General features: G+C 49.0%; 15 protein-coding genes. All 15 read left to right on the plus strand.

The window, feature by feature from the left end; all coding sequences use genetic code 11:
* Positions 1-6 precede the first annotated feature (6 nt).
* Positions 7-1,095 carry an NADH-quinone oxidoreductase subunit NuoH gene (gene nuoH / locus T433_RS0108830; RefSeq protein WP_027450017.1) on the plus strand — a complete coding sequence of 363 codons (1,089 nt, stop codon included), beginning with the start codon at positions 7-9 and terminating at the stop codon, positions 1,093-1,095.
* Positions 1,096-1,106: 11 nt separating this feature from the next.
* Positions 1,107-1,652, plus strand: coding sequence for a NuoI/complex I 23 kDa subunit family protein (locus T433_RS0108835; protein ID WP_027450016.1), 546 nt, complete (start codon positions 1,107-1,109; stop codon positions 1,650-1,652).
* 9 nt (positions 1,653-1,661) lie between these two features.
* Positions 1,662-2,180 (plus strand): NADH-quinone oxidoreductase subunit J family protein, encoded by a 519-nt coding sequence (locus T433_RS0108840; protein WP_027455545.1) that lies wholly within the window; start codon positions 1,662-1,664, stop codon positions 2,178-2,180.
* Positions 2,181-2,183: 3 nt separating this feature from the next.
* Entirely contained in the window at positions 2,184-2,492 is a 309-nt protein-coding gene (gene nuoK / locus T433_RS0108845) for an NADH-quinone oxidoreductase subunit NuoK (protein ID WP_027450014.1), read from the plus strand.
* A gap of 6 nt (positions 2,493-2,498) precedes the next feature.
* Positions 2,499-4,487, plus strand: a complete 1,989-nt coding sequence (gene nuoL / locus T433_RS0108850; protein WP_027455546.1) for an NADH-quinone oxidoreductase subunit L — start codon at positions 2,499-2,501, stop codon at positions 4,485-4,487.
* A gap of 6 nt (positions 4,488-4,493) precedes the next feature.
* A complete protein-coding gene (locus T433_RS0108855) occupies positions 4,494-6,002 on the plus strand; it encodes a complex I subunit 4 family protein (protein WP_027455547.1) in 1,509 nt (502 codons plus the stop codon).
* 13 nt (positions 6,003-6,015) lie between these two features.
* Positions 6,016-7,455, plus strand: coding sequence for an NADH-quinone oxidoreductase subunit N (locus T433_RS0108860; protein WP_027450011.1), 1,440 nt, complete (start codon positions 6,016-6,018; stop codon positions 7,453-7,455).
* A 2-nt stretch (positions 7,456-7,457) separates the two neighbouring features.
* Entirely contained in the window at positions 7,458-8,021 is a 564-nt protein-coding gene (locus tag T433_RS0108865) for a manganese efflux pump MntP (protein WP_027455548.1), read from the plus strand.
* A gap of 69 nt (positions 8,022-8,090) precedes the next feature.
* Positions 8,091-8,741: an HAD family hydrolase gene (locus T433_RS0108870; protein WP_027455549.1), complete on the plus strand. Its 651-nt coding sequence runs from the start codon at positions 8,091-8,093 to the stop codon at positions 8,739-8,741.
* A gap of 15 nt (positions 8,742-8,756) precedes the next feature.
* Positions 8,757-9,578: a 3-methyl-2-oxobutanoate hydroxymethyltransferase gene (gene panB, locus T433_RS0108875; RefSeq protein WP_027450008.1), complete on the plus strand. Its 822-nt coding sequence runs from the start codon at positions 8,757-8,759 to the stop codon at positions 9,576-9,578.
* Between the two features lie 41 nt (positions 9,579-9,619).
* Positions 9,620-11,029, plus strand: a complete 1,410-nt coding sequence (gene uxaC / locus T433_RS0108880) for a glucuronate isomerase (protein WP_027455550.1) — start codon at positions 9,620-9,622, stop codon at positions 11,027-11,029.
* 287 nt (positions 11,030-11,316) lie between these two features.
* Positions 11,317-12,117, plus strand: coding sequence for a polysaccharide biosynthesis/export family protein (locus tag T433_RS0108885; protein WP_027450006.1), 801 nt, complete (start codon positions 11,317-11,319; stop codon positions 12,115-12,117).
* A gap of 74 nt (positions 12,118-12,191) precedes the next feature.
* Positions 12,192-14,036, plus strand: coding sequence for a glutamine--fructose-6-phosphate transaminase (isomerizing) (glmS, locus tag T433_RS0108890; RefSeq protein WP_027450005.1), 1,845 nt, complete (start codon positions 12,192-12,194; stop codon positions 14,034-14,036).
* 53 nt (positions 14,037-14,089) lie between these two features.
* Positions 14,090-15,163 (plus strand): glutamine-hydrolyzing carbamoyl-phosphate synthase small subunit, encoded by a 1,074-nt coding sequence (carA, locus tag T433_RS0108895; RefSeq protein WP_027455551.1) that lies wholly within the window; start codon positions 14,090-14,092, stop codon positions 15,161-15,163.
* Entirely contained in the window at positions 15,160-18,387 is a 3,228-nt protein-coding gene (gene carB / locus T433_RS0108900) for a carbamoyl-phosphate synthase (glutamine-hydrolyzing) large subunit (RefSeq protein ID WP_027450003.1), read from the plus strand. Before carA ends, carB begins: the two co-directional genes overlap by 4 nt.
* Positions 18,388-18,463 lie beyond the last annotated feature (76 nt).

Genomic DNA, 18,463 nt, shown 5'->3' on the forward strand with positions numbered 1-18,463 from the left:
GAACATATATTCGATTTTTCACAGGTGACCACCTGGTTCCACGACCTGCTGACGCTGACGTTGGGACTGGGCGACTTTTGGGCCATACTCATTGAGTGTGTGCTCGTGGGCGCAGCTGTGCTGGGTGCCTACTCGGTCATCGCTATGATTCTGATTTTCATGGAGCGTAAGGTCTGCGCCTACTTCCAGTGCCGTATTGGTCCGGTGCGCGTAGGTCCTTGGGGCTTGCTGCAGGTTGTTGCCGACGTACTGAAGATGCTCATCAAGGAAATTTTCTTCGTTGACAAGGCCGACAAGTTGCTCTACATCGTAGCTCCCTTCCTGGTCATCTTCGGTTCGGTAGGTGCTTTCTGCTTCCTGCCCTGGAACCGCGGTGCTCATATCCTGGACTTCAACGTAGGCGTGTTCCTGCTCACAGCCATCTCTTCGATTGGCGTGGTAGGCATCTTCCTGGCAGGTTGGGGTTCTAACAACAAGTACTCGGTGGTATCGGCCATGCGTTCGGCTGTGCAGATGATCTCTTACGAGATGTCACTCTGTCTGTGTCTGATCACGGCAGTCATCCTGACAGGTACGATGCAGGTGAGTGGTATCGTGGAGGCACAGAGCGGTCCTTGGGGATGGCTCATCGTGCAGGGACATGTGCCCGCACTGATTGCCTTCGTGGTGTTCCTCATTGCTGGTAATGCTGAGGCCAACCGTGGCCCCTTCGACATGGCAGAGGCTGAGAGTGAGCTGACAGCCGGTCACCACACCGAATACAGCGGTATGGGCTTCGGCTTCTTCTATCTGGCAGAGTTCCTGAACCTGTTTATCATTGCAGGTATCGCTGCTACTGTGTTCCTGGGTGGATGGGCTCCTATCCAGATTGGTGTAGAGGCCTTCGACGAGGTGATGCAGTACATCCCCGGTATCGTGTGGTTCATGGGTAAGGCCTTCCTGCTGGTATGGCTGCTGATGTGGATTAAGTGGACTTTCCCACGTCTGCGTATCGACCAGATACTGAAGCTGGAGTGGAAGTATCTGATGCCTATGGCACTCATCAACCTGGTGCTGATGACAGTCGTAGTGGCTTTAGGTCTTTATATTAAATAAGGTGTAGCAAAATGGAAAACAATAAATCATATTTCGGAGAGCTGGGACACGGCATCAAGACGTTGGCCACCGGTATGAAGGTCACCCTCGGTGAATACTTCAAGGACTACTGGACCAACAAGTCAACAGAGCAGTACCCAGAGAACCGTAAGACAACGCTCCACGTGTCTAAGCGTCATCGTGGACGCCTGGTCTTTAAACGTAATGAAGACGGTGCCTACAAATGCACGGCCTGCACACTGTGTGAGAAGGCTTGCCCTAATGGTACCATCAAGATAACGGCCCACATGGCTGAAGACCCTGAGACGGGCAAGAAGAAAAAGGTGCTCGACGACTATCAGTACGACCTGGGCGACTGTATGTTCTGTCAGTTGTGCACCAACGCCTGCAACTTTGATGCTATCGAGTTTACGAACGACTTTGAGAACGCTACGTTCGACAGAGGTGCATTGGTGCTCCACCTGGACAAGGAAGTGTATCAGGGCGGTTCGCTGCCCAACATCCAGGATGGTGGTGCCGAATGGCAGGTTGGTAAGTTTAACACGAAAAAGAAGTAAAGAAAGACTATGGCAAATTTAGTAGTATTTTGCATTCTTGCAGTAGTCATCTTGGGTTCAGCTTTGCTGTGCGTGATGACGAAGCGAATCATGCGAGCTGCAACATTCATGTTGTTTGTGCTCTTTGGCGTAGCAGGTCTTTACTTCCTGCTTGACTATACTTATCTTGGTGCAGCCCAGATAGCTGTCTATGCTGGTGGCGTAACCATGATATATGTGTTTGCTATTCAATTGGTTAGCAAGAGAACGCTGCAGGGACTTGTTGAGCGCGTCAAGTGCTCACGCATGCTGTGGGGCGGTCTTGTGTCGCTGGTCAGTCTGGTCACCGTTGTCATGGTGTTCTTGAAGAACAACTTCATTCTGTGGGGAGGCATGATGCCCGATACAGAGGTGCCTATGAAAGAGATAGGTCATGCACTGGTGGGTAGCGATAAGTATCAATATGTACTGCCTTTCGAGTTTATCTCAGTGTTCCTGCTGGCATGTATCATCGGCGGTTTGGTTGTTTCACGTAAAAAGGAGGATTAAGCTATGGTACCTGTAGAATGTTATTTTGTGCTGAGTGCACTCTTGTTCTTTATTGGTGTGTTTGGCTTCGTCACCCGTCGCAACCTGATTGCCATGCTCATTTCTATTGAGCTGGTGCTGAATGCCGTAGATATCAACTTTGCTGCATTCAACCGTCTGCTGTTCCCTGGCGAGTTCGAGGGCTTCTTTATGACCCTGTTCTCGATTGGTGTCAGTGCGGCTGAGAGTGCTGTGGCAATTGCAATTATTATCAACGTCTATCGTAACTTCAAGAGCGATAGCGTGGAAAGTATAACTAACATGAAAGGATAAAACGCTATGATCTACGAATTATCTTATTTGATTCTGCTTCTGCCGCTGCTGTCCTTCCTTGTGTTAGGACTGGCTGGCATGAAGATGCAGCACAAGACTGCCGGACTGATTGGCACTTGTTCGCTGTCGCTGGTTACACTCCTGTCTTACTGGACGGCCTTTGCTTACTTCACGGCCGACCGTGTAAATGGTATCTACCAGACTATCGTACCTTATAACTTCACCTGGTTGCCACTCGGTAATCTGCACTTTGATATGGGTATCCTTCTGGATCCTATCTCGGTGATGATGCTTGTGGTTATCTCTACGGTGTCGTTGATGGTTCACATCTATTCGTTTGGCTATATGCATGGCGAGAAAGGCTTTCAGCGCTACTACGCATTCCTGAGCCTGTTTACCATGTCTATGCTGGGTCTTGTGTTGGCCACCAACATCTTCCAGATGTATATGTTCTGGGAGTTGGTGGGTGTTTCTTCTTACCTGCTCATTGGCTTCTACTATCCTTTGAAGCCAGCTATTGCTGCCAGTAAGAAGGCATTCATCGTGACCCGCTTTGCCGATATGTTCTTCCTCGTGGGTATCCTGACCTTTGGTTACTTCACTGATTCGTTCAGCTTCTCGTTTGCTGGCGATATCGTGATGGGGCAGGGCACAACTCCCTTCATCGAGGGTAACATTGCTAAGGCCGTGGCTGCTGGTGGTTTCATCATTCCTACAGCCCTGGTATTGATGTTTATTGGTGGTGCTGGTAAGAGTGCTATGTTCCCACTGCACATCTGGTTGCCAGACGCCATGGAAGGACCAACACCTGTATCTGCCCTGATTCACGCAGCCACCATGGTTGTGGCCGGTGTGTTCCAGATTGCACGTATGTTCCCCCTCTGGATTGAATATGCACCTCAGGCCATGAGTATCGTGGTATGGGTGGGCGTGATCACCGCTTTCTATGCAGCTGCTGTGGCTTGTGCCCAGAGCGACATCAAGCGTGTGCTGGCCTTCTCTACGATTTCTCAGATTGCCTTTATGATGGTGGCACTGGGAGTTTCGCTGCCAGGTCATCATGGTGCAGTGCTCGACAACCATGCTCAGCTGGGTTACATGGCAGGTATGTTCCACCTGTTCACCCACGCCATGTTCAAGGCTTGCTTGTTCCTGGGAGCAGGTTGCATCATCCATGCTGTTCATAGCAACGAGATGGCGCTGATGGGCGGTCTGCGTAAGTATATGCCTATCACCCACATCACATTCCTGATTTCTTGTCTGGCCATCGCCGGTATTCCATTCTTCTCAGGCTTCAGTTCGAAGGATGAGATTATCACCGCTTGCATGGAGTACAGCCCCGTGGTAGGTTGGATTATGACTGGTATCGCCGCCATGACAGCGTTCTATATGTTCCGTCTGTACTATGGCATCTTCTGGGGTACTGAGAACAAGGAGGCCCATGCGCATCACACGCCACACGAGGCTCCTCTCACCATGACGTTGCCTCTGATCGTGCTCTGCGTGATCACCGTCGGTGTGGGCGTTTACACCACCATCGCTGGTTTTGCTGGTTGGGGCGGTTCGTTCGGCAGCTTCGTTTCTGCAGCTGGTACCGACTACACCATCCACTTCAACACACAGATTGCAGCCACCTCTACCGTGATTGCTATTCTGAGCATTTGTCTGGCCACCTATATTTATAAGGGTGAGAGTCAGCCTATAGCCGACCGCCTGTACAAGACGTTCCCCAAGTTGCACCGTGCAGCCTATAAGCGTTTTTATCAGGACGAGATTTGGCAGTATGTGACTCATCGTATTATCTTCCGTTGTGTCTCTACACCAATTGCTTGGTTCGACCGTCATGTTGTGGATGGTACGTTCAACTTCCTGGCATGGGGTGCCAATGAGGGAGGCGAGAGCCTTCGTAGCTGGCAAAGCGGTGACGTACGTAAGTATGCAGTATGGTTCCTGACTGGCACCGTTGCATTAACATTAATCCTTTTATGCATCTAAAGCGATATGAATATACTTAGTTTATTTGTACTGATTCCAGCCCTGATGCTTTTGGGATTGTGGGTAGCCCGCAATGTCAATCAGGTGCGTGGTGTGATGGTGACCGGTTCGTCACTTCTGCTGGTCCTGTCAATATGGCTTTGCTACTTTTTCGTAAGCGAGCGTAGTGCAGGCAATACCGACGAGATGTTGCTGGTGGCATCGACACCTTGGTTCGAGCCTCTGAACATCGCTTATAGCGTCGGTGTGGACGGCATCTCTGTCGTTATGCTGCTCTTGTCAAGCATCATCGTGTTCACCGGTACTTTTGCCTCTTGGCAGTTGAAGCCCATGACCAAGGAGTATTTCCTGTGGTTCACCCTTCTTTCTACGGGTGTGTATGGCTTCTTTATCTGCACAGACATGTTCACCATGTTCATGTTCTACGAGGTAGCTCTGATTCCTATGTATCTGCTGATTGGTGTGTGGGGTAGCGGTCGCAAGGAGTACTCAGCTATGAAACTCACCTTGATGCTGATGGGTGGTTCTGCGCTGCTCATCCTTGGCATCCTGGGTATTTACTACTTCAGTGGTCATACCACAATGAATGTCAACGAGATTGCTGCTATGCACAACATCGATCCAGATATTCAGAATGTGTTCTTCCCCTTCATCTTCATTGGTTTCGGTGTGCTGGGCGCTCTGTTCCCCTTCCACACATGGTCTCCCGACGGTCATGCCTCTGCGCCTACCGCAGTATCCATGTTGCACGCAGGCGTGCTGATGAAGTTAGGAGGCTATGGCTGTTTCCGTATCGCCATGTACCTGTTGCCTGATGCTGCGCAGGATTTGTCATGGATATTCCTGATTTTGACCACTATCTCTGTGGTTTACGGTGCCCTTTCAGCATGTGTTCAGACCGACCTGAAGTACATCAATGCCTATTCTTCAGTATCTCACTGTGGACTGGTGCTCTTTGCACTACTGATGATGTCGCAGACAGCTGTTACCGGTGCTATCCTGCAGATGTTGTCTCACGGTCTGATGACAGCCCTCTTCTTTGCGCTGATTGGTATGATCTACGGACGTACACACACACGTGACATTCGCGAGTTGGCCGGTTTGATGAAGATTATGCCTTTCCTGGCTGTAGGTTATGTGATTGCTGGTTTGGCCAACTTGGGTCTGCCTGGCTTCTCAGGCTTCATTGCCGAGATGACCATCTTCGTGGGTTCGTTTGGCGCTAAGCCTTTGGCTGGCGACCCAGATACCTCGTTCCGTATGGTTGCTACTATCATTGCATGTATGTCTATTGTGGTGACAGCAGTCTATATCCTGCGTGTAGTAGGTAAGATCCTCTATGGTGAGGTTGAGAACAAGCACTACCTCGAACTGACAGATGCTACATGGGATGAGCGTTTTGCAGTGGTTTGCCTGATCTTCTGTGTGGCAGGTCTGGGTGTATGCCCCTTCCTGTTTAGTGACATGATCTCGCCAGCAGCAGGCAACATACTTCGTTCAATTGGTGTAATGTAATACTGTAGTAAAGATGAACTATTCACAATTCTTAAATATGATTCCTGAGGCCACCCTGATGCTGGCCTTGGTGCTGGTATTCTTTGCCGACTTTGCACTGTATAAGAGCGAGCGCAAGACGTTTGTGCTTGGCGTGCTGACTGGTGCACTGCTGTTGTGCCAGCTGGTGCCTTGCTTCCTGGCAGAGCCTGCTACGGCTTTTGGAGGAATGTATGTGTCTTCTCCTATCGTTAATGTGATGAAGACCATTCTGACACTGGGTACCTTTATCGTGGTTGTTATGTCGCAGAAGTGGATGGCCTCCAACACGAAACTCTCTGGTGAGTTCTATATGCTGGTGCTTTCTACGCTGTTGGGCATGTACATGATGATGTCTGCAGGTCATTTCCTGCTCTTTTTCCTGGGTCTGGAGATGGCCTCTGTGCCTATGGCATGTCTGGTGGCTTTCGACCGTTACAAGAAGAAGTCGGCCGAGGCTGCAGCCAAGTATATCCTCACAGCAACCTTCTCGAGCGGTGTGATGCTCTATGGCATCTCGTTCCTCTATGGTGCTGTGGGTACGTTGTACTTCGACGATATGGCTGCTTCAATTGAGCTGACACCACTCACTATTATGGGTATGGTATTCTTCTTCAGTGGCTTGGGCTTTAAGATTTCCTTGGTTCCGTTCCACTTCTGGACAGCAGACACCTATGAAGGTGCACCAACCCCAATCACCGGTTATCTGAGTGTTGTATCAAAGGGTGCTGCCACGCTGACGCTGGCAATCATTTTGATGCACGTGTTCGGTCGTCTGGTAGAGTATTGGGAGCCTCTGCTTTGGATTGTCATCATGCTGACCATTACCGTGGGTAACCTGTTCGCCATCCGTCAGACTGAGTTGAAGCGCTTCATGGCCTTCTCGTCAATCTCTCAGGCCGGTTATATCATGTTGGCTGTGATTGGCAACTCTGCACAGAGCCTGACCGCCCTGACCTTCTACGTGCTGGTTTATGTGGCAGCCAATATGGCTGTGTTCACTGTTATCAGCGCAGTAGAGGAGAGTAATGGAGGTCGCACCGATATGGCTGCATACAATGGACTCTATGCCACCAATCCTAAGTTGTCGCTACTGATGACGCTGGCTCTGTTCTCATTGGCTGGTATTCCTCCTTTTGCAGGTATGTTCTCAAAGTTCTTTGTGTTCATGGCTGCAGTAGGAGGTCATGAGAGTGCGCCCTTCTGGCCATACTTTGTGGTGTTTATAGCCTTGATTAATACGGTAGTGTCGCTCTACTACTATCTGCTGATTGTAAAAGCAATGTATATCACCAAGACCGAAGAGCCACTGCCAACCTTTAAGAATGGTGCAGCTATCAATTGGAGCCTTGCGATCTGTACAATTGGCATCCTGTTGTTTGGCGTTTGCTCATGCATCTATGAGTGGATTGACAAGGCTGCAGTAGCTTTGTAATGATGAGTTTACTAGATATTATACTACTTTCAATAGCGCTTGCGATGGACTGCTTCACGGTATCCATCGCAAGCGGCTTTATTCTTCGCGTCAAGTCATGGCGCGTGATTTTGCAGATCAGCTTCCTATTCGGCTTCTTCCAAGCTATGATGCCGCTGATTGGCTGGCTTTCGATGGGGCATTTTACTCGCTATGTAGAAAGCTTTGGTCATTGGCTTGCCTTTGGCTTATTGGCCTTTCTTGGTGGAAAGATGATTCGCGAATCGTTCTTGCCTGAGGAGCATCAGACATTCAATCCCCGCAGGCTTCGCACCCAGTTGCTACTGGCAGTAGCCACCAGTATCGATGCCTTAGCCGTTGGCATCTCGTTGGCTGTAACGGGCTATACGAGCCTTACATCATTAGTAGTGCCATTGGTTTGGATAGGTCTTGGCTCTTTCCTTTTTGGCGTAGTAGGCCATTTATTGGGCTTGCGTTTTGGAAATTTAGCAAACCGTTTCTTACGTCCCGAGTTGTTAGGTGGCATTATTCTTATTGCTATTGGTGTAAAGGTGTTGTTGAGTTAATCTTCTCAAATATGGCTTTTATCTCGCTAATTATTTGTAATTTTGCAGTCGATTAAGAAATAATTTAAGATGAAAGCAATTAAAGCAGCTTTGTTTGACCTTGATGGCGTTGTTTTTGATACCGAGAAACAGTACACTGTTTTCTGGGGAGAACAGTGCCGTCTGTATCATCCCGAACATTCAGGATTGGAACACGAGATAAAGGGTCAGACACTGGATCAGATATACGAGCATTGGTGGAGTGGGGACTTGAAGAAAGAGCGTGCGGTTATTACTCAACGCCTCAATGATTTCGAGGCACAGATGGCTTTCGAGTATGTAGAAGGCTTCGAACATTTTGTGGCCGACTTGCGTGCTCATGGTGTAAAGACAGCCGTGGTGACAAGTTCTAATCAGCCCAAGATGCAGAGCGTCTTTCGCGCCAGAAAGGAATTCCAGCAGCTCTTCGATGCCATTCTGACGAGTGAGGACTTTGCCGAAAGCAAACCATCGCCAGATTGCTATTTGAAAGGAGCTGCTCGCTTCTCTTTAGCCCCCTCAGAGTGTGTAGTCTTTGAAGACAGCTTCAATGGGCTCAAATCGGGTAGGGCAGCCAATATGTTTGTAGTCGGCTTGACCACAACCAATTCAGAAGAATCAATCAAACCGCTATCTGATGTTCAGATAGCCAACTATAAAGGACTGTCGTACGACAGCCTTGTTCAACTATTTAACGCTTAATTATTGTATAGAAAGATGGCAGGATACTTAGTATCAGATGAACGCAAGGTGACTACTCACCGCTTCATCGAGATGAAACAGAAAGGTGAAAAGATTTCGATGCTTACGTCGTATGACTTTACTACTGCTGGTATAGTAGATAAGGCCGGTATCGACGGCATCCTGATAGGCGATTCAGCTTCTAACGTGATGGTGGGCAACTCTACCACACTGCCTATGACCGTGGATCAGATGATTTATCATGCTCGTTCGGTGGTGAATGCTGTGAAGCGCGCCCTCGTGGTTTGCGACATGCCCTTTGGTAGCTATCAGACCGGAGTACACGATGGTGTTACCAATGCTATTCGTATCATGAAGGAGAGTGGCTGTGATGCCGTGAAGATGGAGGGCGGTGTAGAGATTCTCGATACCGTCAAGGCTATTCTGGATGCTGGTATCCCCGTGATGGCACACCTGGGACTGACCCCACAAAGCATCAATAAGTTTGGCACCTATGCTGTTCGTGCTAAGGAGGATCGCGAGGCTGCTAAGCTCATTTCTGATGCAAAGGCGCTGGCAGAGGCCGGTTGTTTTGGCGTAACCCTGGAGAAGGTGCCCGCTGCTTTGGCTAAGCAGGTGACCGACGAGATCAGCGTTCCAACTATCGGTATTGGTGCCGGTAATGGTTGTGACGGTCAGATTCTCGTTGTAGCCGATATGCTGGGCATGACTCAGGGCTTCTCACCCCGTTTCTTGCGTCGCTATGCTAATCTGAATGAGGTGATGACCGATGCAATTGGCCAGTATGTCTCAGACGTGAAGAGTGGTGACTTCCCCAACGAAAAGGAATCCTATTAAAAACAAACATATTATTAAAGACTAAAAAACTATCTAACGTTATGAAACAATTCAATGACAAAGACTTTGTGCTGGAGAACGAGGTAGCTCGTGATCTCTATCACAACCATGCTGCCAAGATGCCAATCATTGACTATCACTGTCATTTGATTCCCGAAATGGTGGCCAAGGATCATAAGTTTAAGAGCATCACCGAGTTGTGGCTTGGTGGTGACCACTATAAGTGGCGTGCAATGCGTACCAATGGCGTTGATGAACGCTATTGCACGGGTAAGGACACCACCGACTGGGAGAAGTTTGAGAAGTGGGCCGAGACGGTGCCTTACACCTTCCGTAATCCGCTTTATCACTGGACCCACCTGGAACTGAAGACTGCTTTTGGTATCGAGAAACTATTGTCGCCCAAGACTGCCCGTGAGATCTTCGATGAGTGCAATGACAAACTCCAGAATGATCCCAACTTCACAGCACGCGGACTGATGCGTCACTACAATGTGGAGTGTGTATGTACCACCGACGATCCCGTCGATGATCTTCACAACCACATCGAGTATGCCAAGGTTCGCACAGAGAAGGAACCCCTGATGATTCCTGCTTGGCGTCCCGACAAGGCAATGAACATCGAGAAGCCCGAGTTTGCCAAGTATGTGGAGCAGTTGGCCCAGGTAGCCGATGTCAACATCACCACCTTTGCAGATATGGTTGATGCCCTCCAGAAGCGTCACGACTTCTTTGCTGCTCAGGGCTGCAAGCTCAGCGATCATGGCATCGAGGAGTTCTACGATGAGGAGTACACCGACTCGCAGATTGAGACTATCTTCGAGAAAGCCCTGCGTGGACAGCAGTTGTCTGAGTATGAAGTACGTCAGTTTAAGAATTGTTTCCTGACGCGCATGGCCGAGATGGATGCCGAGTCCGACTGGACTCAGCAGTTCCACTATGGCGCTATTCGCGACAACAACACGAAGATGTACAACAGCCTTGGTCCCGACACCGGCTTCGACTCTATCGGCGAGTTCAACACAGCCCGAGCCATGTCTAAGTTCCTCAACAAGTTGAACATGGAAGACAAGCTCACGCGTACCATATTATATACGTTGAATCCTTGTGCCAACGAGGTGATTGCCACTATGCTTGGCAACTTCCAGGGAGGTGAGCCCGGCAAGATCCAGTTTGGTTCAGGTTGGTGGTTCAACGACCAGATGGACGGCATGGTACGCCAGATGAACGCCCTCTCGGTGCTGGGTCTGCTGAGTCGTTTTGTGGGCATGCTCACCGACTCACGTTCGTTCCTCAGCTATCCTCGTCACGAGTATTTCCGTCGCATTCTGTGCAATCTGCTGGGCAACGACGTAGAGCGTGGCCTGCTGCCCGACGATCGCGAGACGCTGGCCCGCATGGTAGAGGATATCTCTTACAATAACGCACGTCGCTACTTCAAGTTCTATTAAGCAGCCGGCATGTGCCTAGAGGTTTGCCGTAACTAAAGTGCCCCTTTGGTTACGGCAAACTTGTGTTTTAGTTACGCCAAACCTATGCTTTCGTTACGTTAAACTTACGCTTTGTTTACGCCAAACCAACGCTTTTATTCGAGTAAACTATAGCAATAATATAATGAGAGGGTATGTAATGCGTTAAAAAACATTAACGAATTTTGAAAATAGCAAATCAATTACTCCCAAAATGCTAACTTTTTGCTACCTTTGCAAACGGAAATTATTATATAGAAAACAACGTTATGTTAGCATATAAGAAAATTCTTCTCCTCGTCATGACAGCCTTTTTTGTTGTTGGCTGTGGTAGTCAGAAGGATGTTCCCTATTTTCAAAACTCTCAGAAAGTAGATTTATCTCAGTCACAATATCTGTATGATGCTCGCATCATGCCTAAGGATCAGCTGAATATCACCGTCAGTGCTATCGACGATGAAGCCGTCGTAGCTTTCAACCTGACCATTCCTACGCCTTACACCGTAGGTCAGCGCAGCTCTTACTCTCAGGCTATGCTGCAGACCTATCTGGTGGACAACGATGGAAATATCAATTTTCCCATTGTCGGTCAGTTGCATGTAGGCGGTCTGACCAAGTCGCAGGCAGAGCGCATGATTGAGGATAAGATTAAGCCCTATGTCAATGCTTCGGTCAACCCCATCGTGACTGTCCGCATGACAGGCTACCAAATCTCTGTGCTTGGTGAGGTGGCTCGTCCAGGTACATTCAATGTGTCTCGTGAGAAAATCACAATACTTGAGGCGCTGGCACAGGCTGGCGACTTGACTATCTACGGTCAGCGTAAGAACGTGCAGCTGATTCGTGAAGACTCTACAGGTCAGAAGTCTATCCATACCTTCGACCTCACCGATGCCAACATCATCAACTCACCGTACTTCTATCTTCAGCAGAACGATGTGGTGTACGTGACTCCTAACAAAGTGAAGGCGCAGAACTCTAGCGTTGGTAGCATGACCTCCCTTTGGTTCTCGGCTACGTCTATCCTTATCTCGTTGACTTCGTTGTTGTATAACATACTTAAGAAATAGTTAATGAGAGATTGAGATTCTATTCTCAATCTCTTTTTACATAACACAAACATAAAAAGAGAAGACAGAACATTATGTGTGGAATCGTAGGATATCTTGGAAAACGCGAGGCTTATCCAATACTCATTAAAGGATTGCGTCGCTTGGAATATCGTGGTTACGACTCTGCTGGCGTAGCAATGATTAACGATAATGGCGAACTGAATGTCTATAAGTCAAAAGGTAAAGTCGATAATCTTTGTGAGTATTGTGCGGACAAGAACGTGAGTGGCACTGTCGGAATAGCTCATACACGTTGGGCAACGCATGGCGAGCCCTCTTCGCGCAATGCCCATCCACATTATTCTGAGAGCCACAATCTGGCCATTATCCATAATGGTATCATCGAGAACTATGCAGAGCTGAAGGCTAAGTTGGTGTCTAAAGGCGTTAAATTTGTTTCCGATACCGACACAGAAGTGCTGATACAGTTGATAGAGTATGTCAAGGAGCACAAGAAGCTGGATCTTCTCACAGCCGTTCAGGTATCACTTTACCAGGTTATTGGCGCCTATGCCATTGCAGTTCTTGACAAGAACGATCCCGATCAGATCATTGCAGCACGCAAGCAAAGTCCTCTGGTGGTAGGTATTGGCGAAGACGAGTTCTTCCTGGGTTCAGATGCCAGTCCTATCGTGGAATATACACAGAAAGTGGTCTATCTCGAAGATGGCAACATCGCAGTGATACGTCGTGGCGAAGAACTGCACGTGGTCAGCATTCTTGGCGAAGAACAAGAACTGAACGTCAAGAAAGTAGACCTGGACCTCGGACAGATAGAAAAGGGAGGCTTCCCTCACTTTATGTTGAAGGAAATCTTTGAGCAACCCGATTGTCTAACAAACTGCATGCGTGGACGTATTAACGTGGAAGGTACTCATGTGACACTGTCGGCACTGATCGACTACAGACGTCAACTGCTTAGCGCCAAGCGCGTCGTTATCGTGGCCTGTGGCACCAGTTGGCATGCCGGTCTGATTGGTAAGCAAATCATCGAGAGCCTTTGTCGCATTCCAGTAGAAGTTGAATACGCCTCAGAGTTTAGATACCGCAATCCTGTGGTAGGCAAGGACGATGTCGTCATTGCCATCTCGCAGAGCGGTGAGACGGCCGATACCCTGGCAGCGGTACAGTTGGCTAAGGAAAAGGGCGCTTTTATCTACGGCGTCTGCAATGCCATTGGGTCATCGATACCGCGTGTCACCGACACAGGTACCTATATCCATGTAGGCCCCGAGATTGGTGTCGCTTCGACAAAAGCATTTACCGGTCAGGTCACTGTGCTCATCATGATGGCACTTGCCATGGGCGAGGCTAAAGGTACGATTAATCGCAAGGAATATTTGGAGATTGTAAAAGGGCTGAACGAAATACCCGATAAGATTCGCGAGGTGCTGAAGACCAACAACAAAGTGGCCGATCTGGCTCGCACATTCACTTATGCCCATAATTTCCTTTATTTGGGACGTGGCTATTCCTATCCCGTAGCTCTTGAGGGCGCTTTGAAACTGAAAGAGATTTCCTACATCCATGCCGAGGGTTATCCTGCGGCAGAGATGAAGCATGGACCTATCGCTCTGATAGACTCCGATATGCCTGTTGTCGTCATTGCCACTCACAATGCAATGTACGAGAAGGTATTGTCAAATATTCAGGAGATAAAAGCCCGTCAGGGTCGTGTGATTGCGCTCGTGTCTAGCGGCGACGACACCATCTCCAAGATTGCCGACGAGGTCATAGAACTTCCCGATGTTTTGGAATGCCTTGAACCGCTCGTGGCCACAGTGCCACTTCAGCTGTTGGCCTATCATGTTGCCGTTTGTAAAGGCAAGAATGTTGATCAGCCGAGAAACTTGGCGAAATCAGTTACTGTTGAATAATTTTTTTAAGGCGTGTCGTTTTTAATGACTCGCCTTTATTTTGGAATATGAGGATGAAAGACGTTACACTGGTCCTAGACGACGGGACACAATTTAAAGGAAAGTCGTTTGGTTACGAATCGCCTGTAGCAGGTGAGGTAGTGTTCAACACAGCAATGATGGGTTATCCGGAGTCATTGACCGACCCCAGTTATGCTGGACAGATGATGGTGCTCACTTTCCCCTTGGTGGGTAACTATGGTGTGCCCCGCTTCAGCATGGAAGAGAGTGGATTGGCTACCTTCATGGAGAGCGACCGCATCTATGCCACTGCACTCATTGTGAGTGACTATTCTGAGCAGTACTCACACTGGAATGCCTGCGAGTCGCTGGGCGACTGGCTGAAGCGCGAAAAGGTGCCTGGCGTCACAGGCATTGATACCCGTGCGCTCACCAAGGTGCTGCGCGAACATGGCGTCATGATGGGCCGTCTTGTGTTCGAGGGTATGCCCGACAACGTAGAGAAGCAAGATTACGATACCATCAACTGGGTGGAGCGCGTGTCATGTAAAGATATTATCCGCTACAACGAGGGTGCTGGCAAGAAAGTGGTGCTGGTGGACTGTGGTGTGAAGCATAACATCATCCGCTGCTTGGTTAATCGCGGTGTAGAGGTGATCAGAGTGCCCTGGAACTACGATTATACCGATATGGCTTTCGATGGCCTGTTCCTGGCCAATGGTCCTGGCGACCCCGACATGTGCGTAGATGCCGTAAACGTCTTGAAGAAGCAGATGTCAGAAAGTCGTAAGCCCATCTGTGGTATCTGCATGGGTAACCAGTTGCTGGCTAAGGCAGGTGGTGCTACCATCTATAAACTGAAGTACGGTCATCGTTCTCATAACCAGCCCGTACGCGAGGTAGGCACCAATCGTTGTTATGTCACTTCACAGAACCACGGCTATGCCGTTGATGCCAGTACGCTGGGCAACGACTGGCGCGAGCTTTTTGTGAACATGAACGATGGCAGCAACGAAGGAATCCGCCATATGACATATCCTTGGTTCTCGTCACAGTTCCACCCCGAGGCCTGCTCAGGTCCTGTTGATACCGAATTTATGTTTGATCGTTTTATTGAGACATTATGAAAGACAGCCAAATAAAGAAAGTTCTGCTGCTGGGTAGCGGCGCATTGAAGATCGGCGAAGCCGGAGAGTTCGACTATAGTGGTTCGCAGGCCTTGAAAGCACTTCGTGAAGAAGGTGTGAAGACCGTGCTGATTAATCCAAATATTGCAACTGTTCAGACATCCGAGGGTGTAGCTGATGAGGTTTACTTCCTTCCTGTTCAGCCCTACTTCGTAGAGCGTGTGATTGAGAAAGAACGCCCCGACGGCATCCTGCTGGCCTTTGGTGGACAGACTGCCCTGAACTGTGGTGTAGAACTCTACCAGAGCGGTGTTCTGGAGAAATATAATGTGAAAGTGCTTGGCACCCCCGTGCAGGCCATCATGGACACCGAGGACCGCGAGCTCTTCGTAAAGAAGTTGGATGAGATTGGCGTAAAGACCATCAAGAGCGAAGCTTGCGAGACTATCGAGCAGGCACGTCAGGCTGCCAAGACCCTGGGTTATCCCGTCATCCTTCGTGCAGCTTATGCACTGGGAGGTCTGGGTTCAGGCTTTTGCGATAACGAGGAAGAATTGGACAAACTGGCCGAGAAAGCCTTTGCCTTCTCACCTCAGGTTTTGGTCGAGAAATCGCTGAAAGGCTGGAAAGAGATAGAATATGAGGTGGTGCGCGACCGCTACGACAACTGTATCACGGTGTGTAACATGGAGAACTTTGACCCTCTGGGTATCCACACCGGTGAGTCTATTGTCATCGCTCCTTCGCAGACACTTACCAACTCAGAGTATCACAAACTGCGTGCATTGGCCATCAAGATCATCCGTCATATCGGTATCGTGGGCGAGTGTAACGTTCAGTATGCCTTCGACCCTCAGTCAGAGGATTATCGCGTCATCGAGGTCAATGCCCGCCTGAGTCGTTCTTCAGCCTTGGCATCAAAGGCAACGGGTTATCCCTTGGCTTTCGTAGCTGCCAAGTTGGGTATGGGCTATGGCCTGTTTGAGTTGAAAAACTCTGTTACCAAGACGACTTCTGCATTCTTCGAGCCTGCTCTTGACTATGTGGTCTGCAAAATACCTCGTTGGGACCTCTCAAAATTCCATGGCGTAGATAAGGAACTTGGTTCTTCCATGAAGTCAGTAGGCGAGGTGATGGCCATCGGTCGCAATTTTGAAGAGGCCATCCAGAAAGGTCTGCGCATGATTGGTCAGGGCATGCATGGATTTGTTGAGAACAAGGAATTGAAGATTAACGATATCGATGCTGCACTGCGCGAGCCAACAGACAAGCGTATCTTCGTCATCTCGAAAGCGATGCATCAGGCTCAATACACCATCGACCGCATCCATGAGTTGACCAAGATTGACAAGTGGTTCCTCGAGAAACTGAAGCATATCATTGATATCGACGAACAACTGAAAGGCCAGAACATCAACACCGTTGACTCTGAGCTGCTTCGCAGTGCAAAGGTATATGGTTTCACAGACTTCCAGATAGCACGTGCCATGGGCTTAGAACAGGAGTTCTCGAACATGCACAAGGCGCTGATAGTAGTTCGCAACCGTCGTAAGCAACTGGGCATTGTGCCTGTCGTAAAGCAAATCGACACTCTGGCTGCCGAGTATCCCGCACAGACCAACTATCTCTACGTTACATATTCAGGCGTTGCCAACGATATTCAGTACGAGAACGACAGAAAGAGCATCATCGTATTGGGCTCTGGTGCTTATCGCATCGGTTCTTCTGTGGAGTTCGACTGGTGTGGCGTGCAGGCACTGAACACCATCCGTAAAGAAGGCTGGCGCTCGGTGATGATCAACTACAACCCCGAGACGGTATCTACCGACTATGATATGTGCGACCGCCTCTACTTCGATGAACTCACCTTCGAGCGTGTGCTTGATATTATAGATATGGAACAGCCCTACGGCGTCATCGTTTCAACCGGTGGACAGATACCTAATAACCTAGCTGTTTATCTGGATGAGGCCGGCGTGCGCATTCTGGGTACGCAGGCTCAGGACATCGATGGAGCTGAAGACCGCGCTAAGTTCTCTCAGATGCTGAACGAGCTGGGTGTCAATCAGCCCGAGTGGAGCGCTCTGACTTCTATGGAGGATATCGACCGCTTTGTTGATAGGGTAGGCTTCCCCGTTCTGGTGCGTCCTTCTTACGTACTGAGTGGTGCAGCCATGAATGTATGTTCAAACCGTGACGAGTTGGAGCGCTTCCTGCAGTTGGCTGCTAATGTCTCTGAGGATCACCCTGTAGTGGTATCAAAGTTCATTGAGCATGCCAAGGAAATCGAGATGGATGCCGTGGCAAAGGATGGCGAGATTCTGGCTTATGCCATCAGTGAGCACATCGAGTTTGCTGGTGTACATAGTGGTGACGCTACCATTCAGTTCCCACCACAGAAGCTCTATGTAGAAACCGTACGCCGCATCAAGCGCATCTCACGCCAGATTGCCAAGGCTCTGCATATCAATGGTCCGTTCAATATCCAGTATATGGCTCGTGAGAACGATATTCTTGTTATCGAGTGTAACCTGCGTGCCAGCCGTAGTTTCCCATTCGTATCGAAGGTGTTGAAGATGAACCTCATCGAACTGGCTACGAAGGTGATGCTGGGTCTCCCCGTAGAAAAACCCTCTAAGAACCTGTTCGACCTCGACTATGTTGGTATCAAGGCTAGTCAGTTCTCGTTCAATCGTCTGCAGAAGGCCGACCCCGTTCTCGGTGTAGATATGGCCTCTACTGGTGAGGTGGGATGTATTGGCGACAATACCAACTCGGCACTGCTGAAGGCCATGCTCTCGGTAGGACATCGCATCCCCAAGAAGACAGTGCTTCTTTCTACCGGTGATGCCAAGCAAAAGGCAGAGATGCTGGATGCAGCCAGAATGCTGGTCAACAACGGCTATGAAATCTATGCCACAGACGGTACGTCAAAGTATCTCTCGGATAATGATATCGAGAACACACTGGTACACTGGCCTTCTGATAATGCTCAGCCACAGGCACTCGATTTGCTGCATGAACATAAGATAGATATGGTGGTAAATATCCCTAAGGACTTGACCAGCAATGAGCTGACAAATGGTTACACCATCCGTCGTGCCGCTATCGATCTGAATGTGCCGCTGATTACCAATGCTCGTCTTGCAGCAGCCTTTATCTCGGCCTTCTGTACTGTTCCAGTAGATGAAATAGGTATTAAAGCATGGAGTGAATATAAGTAAAACTGTCGAATTGTTACTTTATTAGTTAAAATTCTTACGGATTATTTGTTTGTTAGCGGAATTATTTATAATTTTG

The sequence above is a fragment of the Xylanibacter brevis ATCC 19188 genome, assembly GCF_000621725.1.
GTDB lineage: Bacteria > Bacteroidota > Bacteroidia > Bacteroidales > Bacteroidaceae > Prevotella > Prevotella brevis.

Bases quoted from the DNA above. Each gene is read 5' to 3' on its own strand.
- glmS (WP_027450005.1), top strand. From the start codon at position 12,192: ATGTGTGGAATCGTAGGATATCTTGGAAAACGCGAGGCTTATCCAATA.
- T433_RS0108855 (WP_027455547.1), top strand. From the start codon at position 4,494: ATGAATATACTTAGTTTATTTGTACTGATTCCAGCCCTGATGCTTTTG.
- nuoK (WP_027450014.1), top strand. From the start codon at position 2,184: ATGGTACCTGTAGAATGTTATTTTGTGCTGAGTGCACTCTTGTTCTTT.
- carB (WP_027450003.1), top strand. From the start codon at position 15,160: ATGAAAGACAGCCAAATAAAGAAAGTTCTGCTGCTGGGTAGCGGCGCA.
- T433_RS0108835 (WP_027450016.1), top strand. From the start codon at position 1,107: ATGGAAAACAATAAATCATATTTCGGAGAGCTGGGACACGGCATCAAG.
- carA (WP_027455551.1), top strand. From the start codon at position 14,090: ATGAAAGACGTTACACTGGTCCTAGACGACGGGACACAATTTAAAGGA.
- T433_RS0108865 (WP_027455548.1), top strand. From the start codon at position 7,458: ATGAGTTTACTAGATATTATACTACTTTCAATAGCGCTTGCGATGGAC.
- panB (WP_027450008.1), top strand. From the start codon at position 8,757: ATGGCAGGATACTTAGTATCAGATGAACGCAAGGTGACTACTCACCGC.
- T433_RS0108870 (WP_027455549.1), top strand. From the start codon at position 8,091: ATGAAAGCAATTAAAGCAGCTTTGTTTGACCTTGATGGCGTTGTTTTT.
- nuoL (WP_027455546.1), top strand. From the start codon at position 2,499: ATGATCTACGAATTATCTTATTTGATTCTGCTTCTGCCGCTGCTGTCC.
- T433_RS0108840 (WP_027455545.1), top strand. From the start codon at position 1,662: ATGGCAAATTTAGTAGTATTTTGCATTCTTGCAGTAGTCATCTTGGGT.
- T433_RS0108860 (WP_027450011.1), top strand. From the start codon at position 6,016: ATGAACTATTCACAATTCTTAAATATGATTCCTGAGGCCACCCTGATG.
- T433_RS0108885 (WP_027450006.1), top strand. From the start codon at position 11,317: ATGTTAGCATATAAGAAAATTCTTCTCCTCGTCATGACAGCCTTTTTT.
- uxaC (WP_027455550.1), top strand. From the start codon at position 9,620: ATGAAACAATTCAATGACAAAGACTTTGTGCTGGAGAACGAGGTAGCT.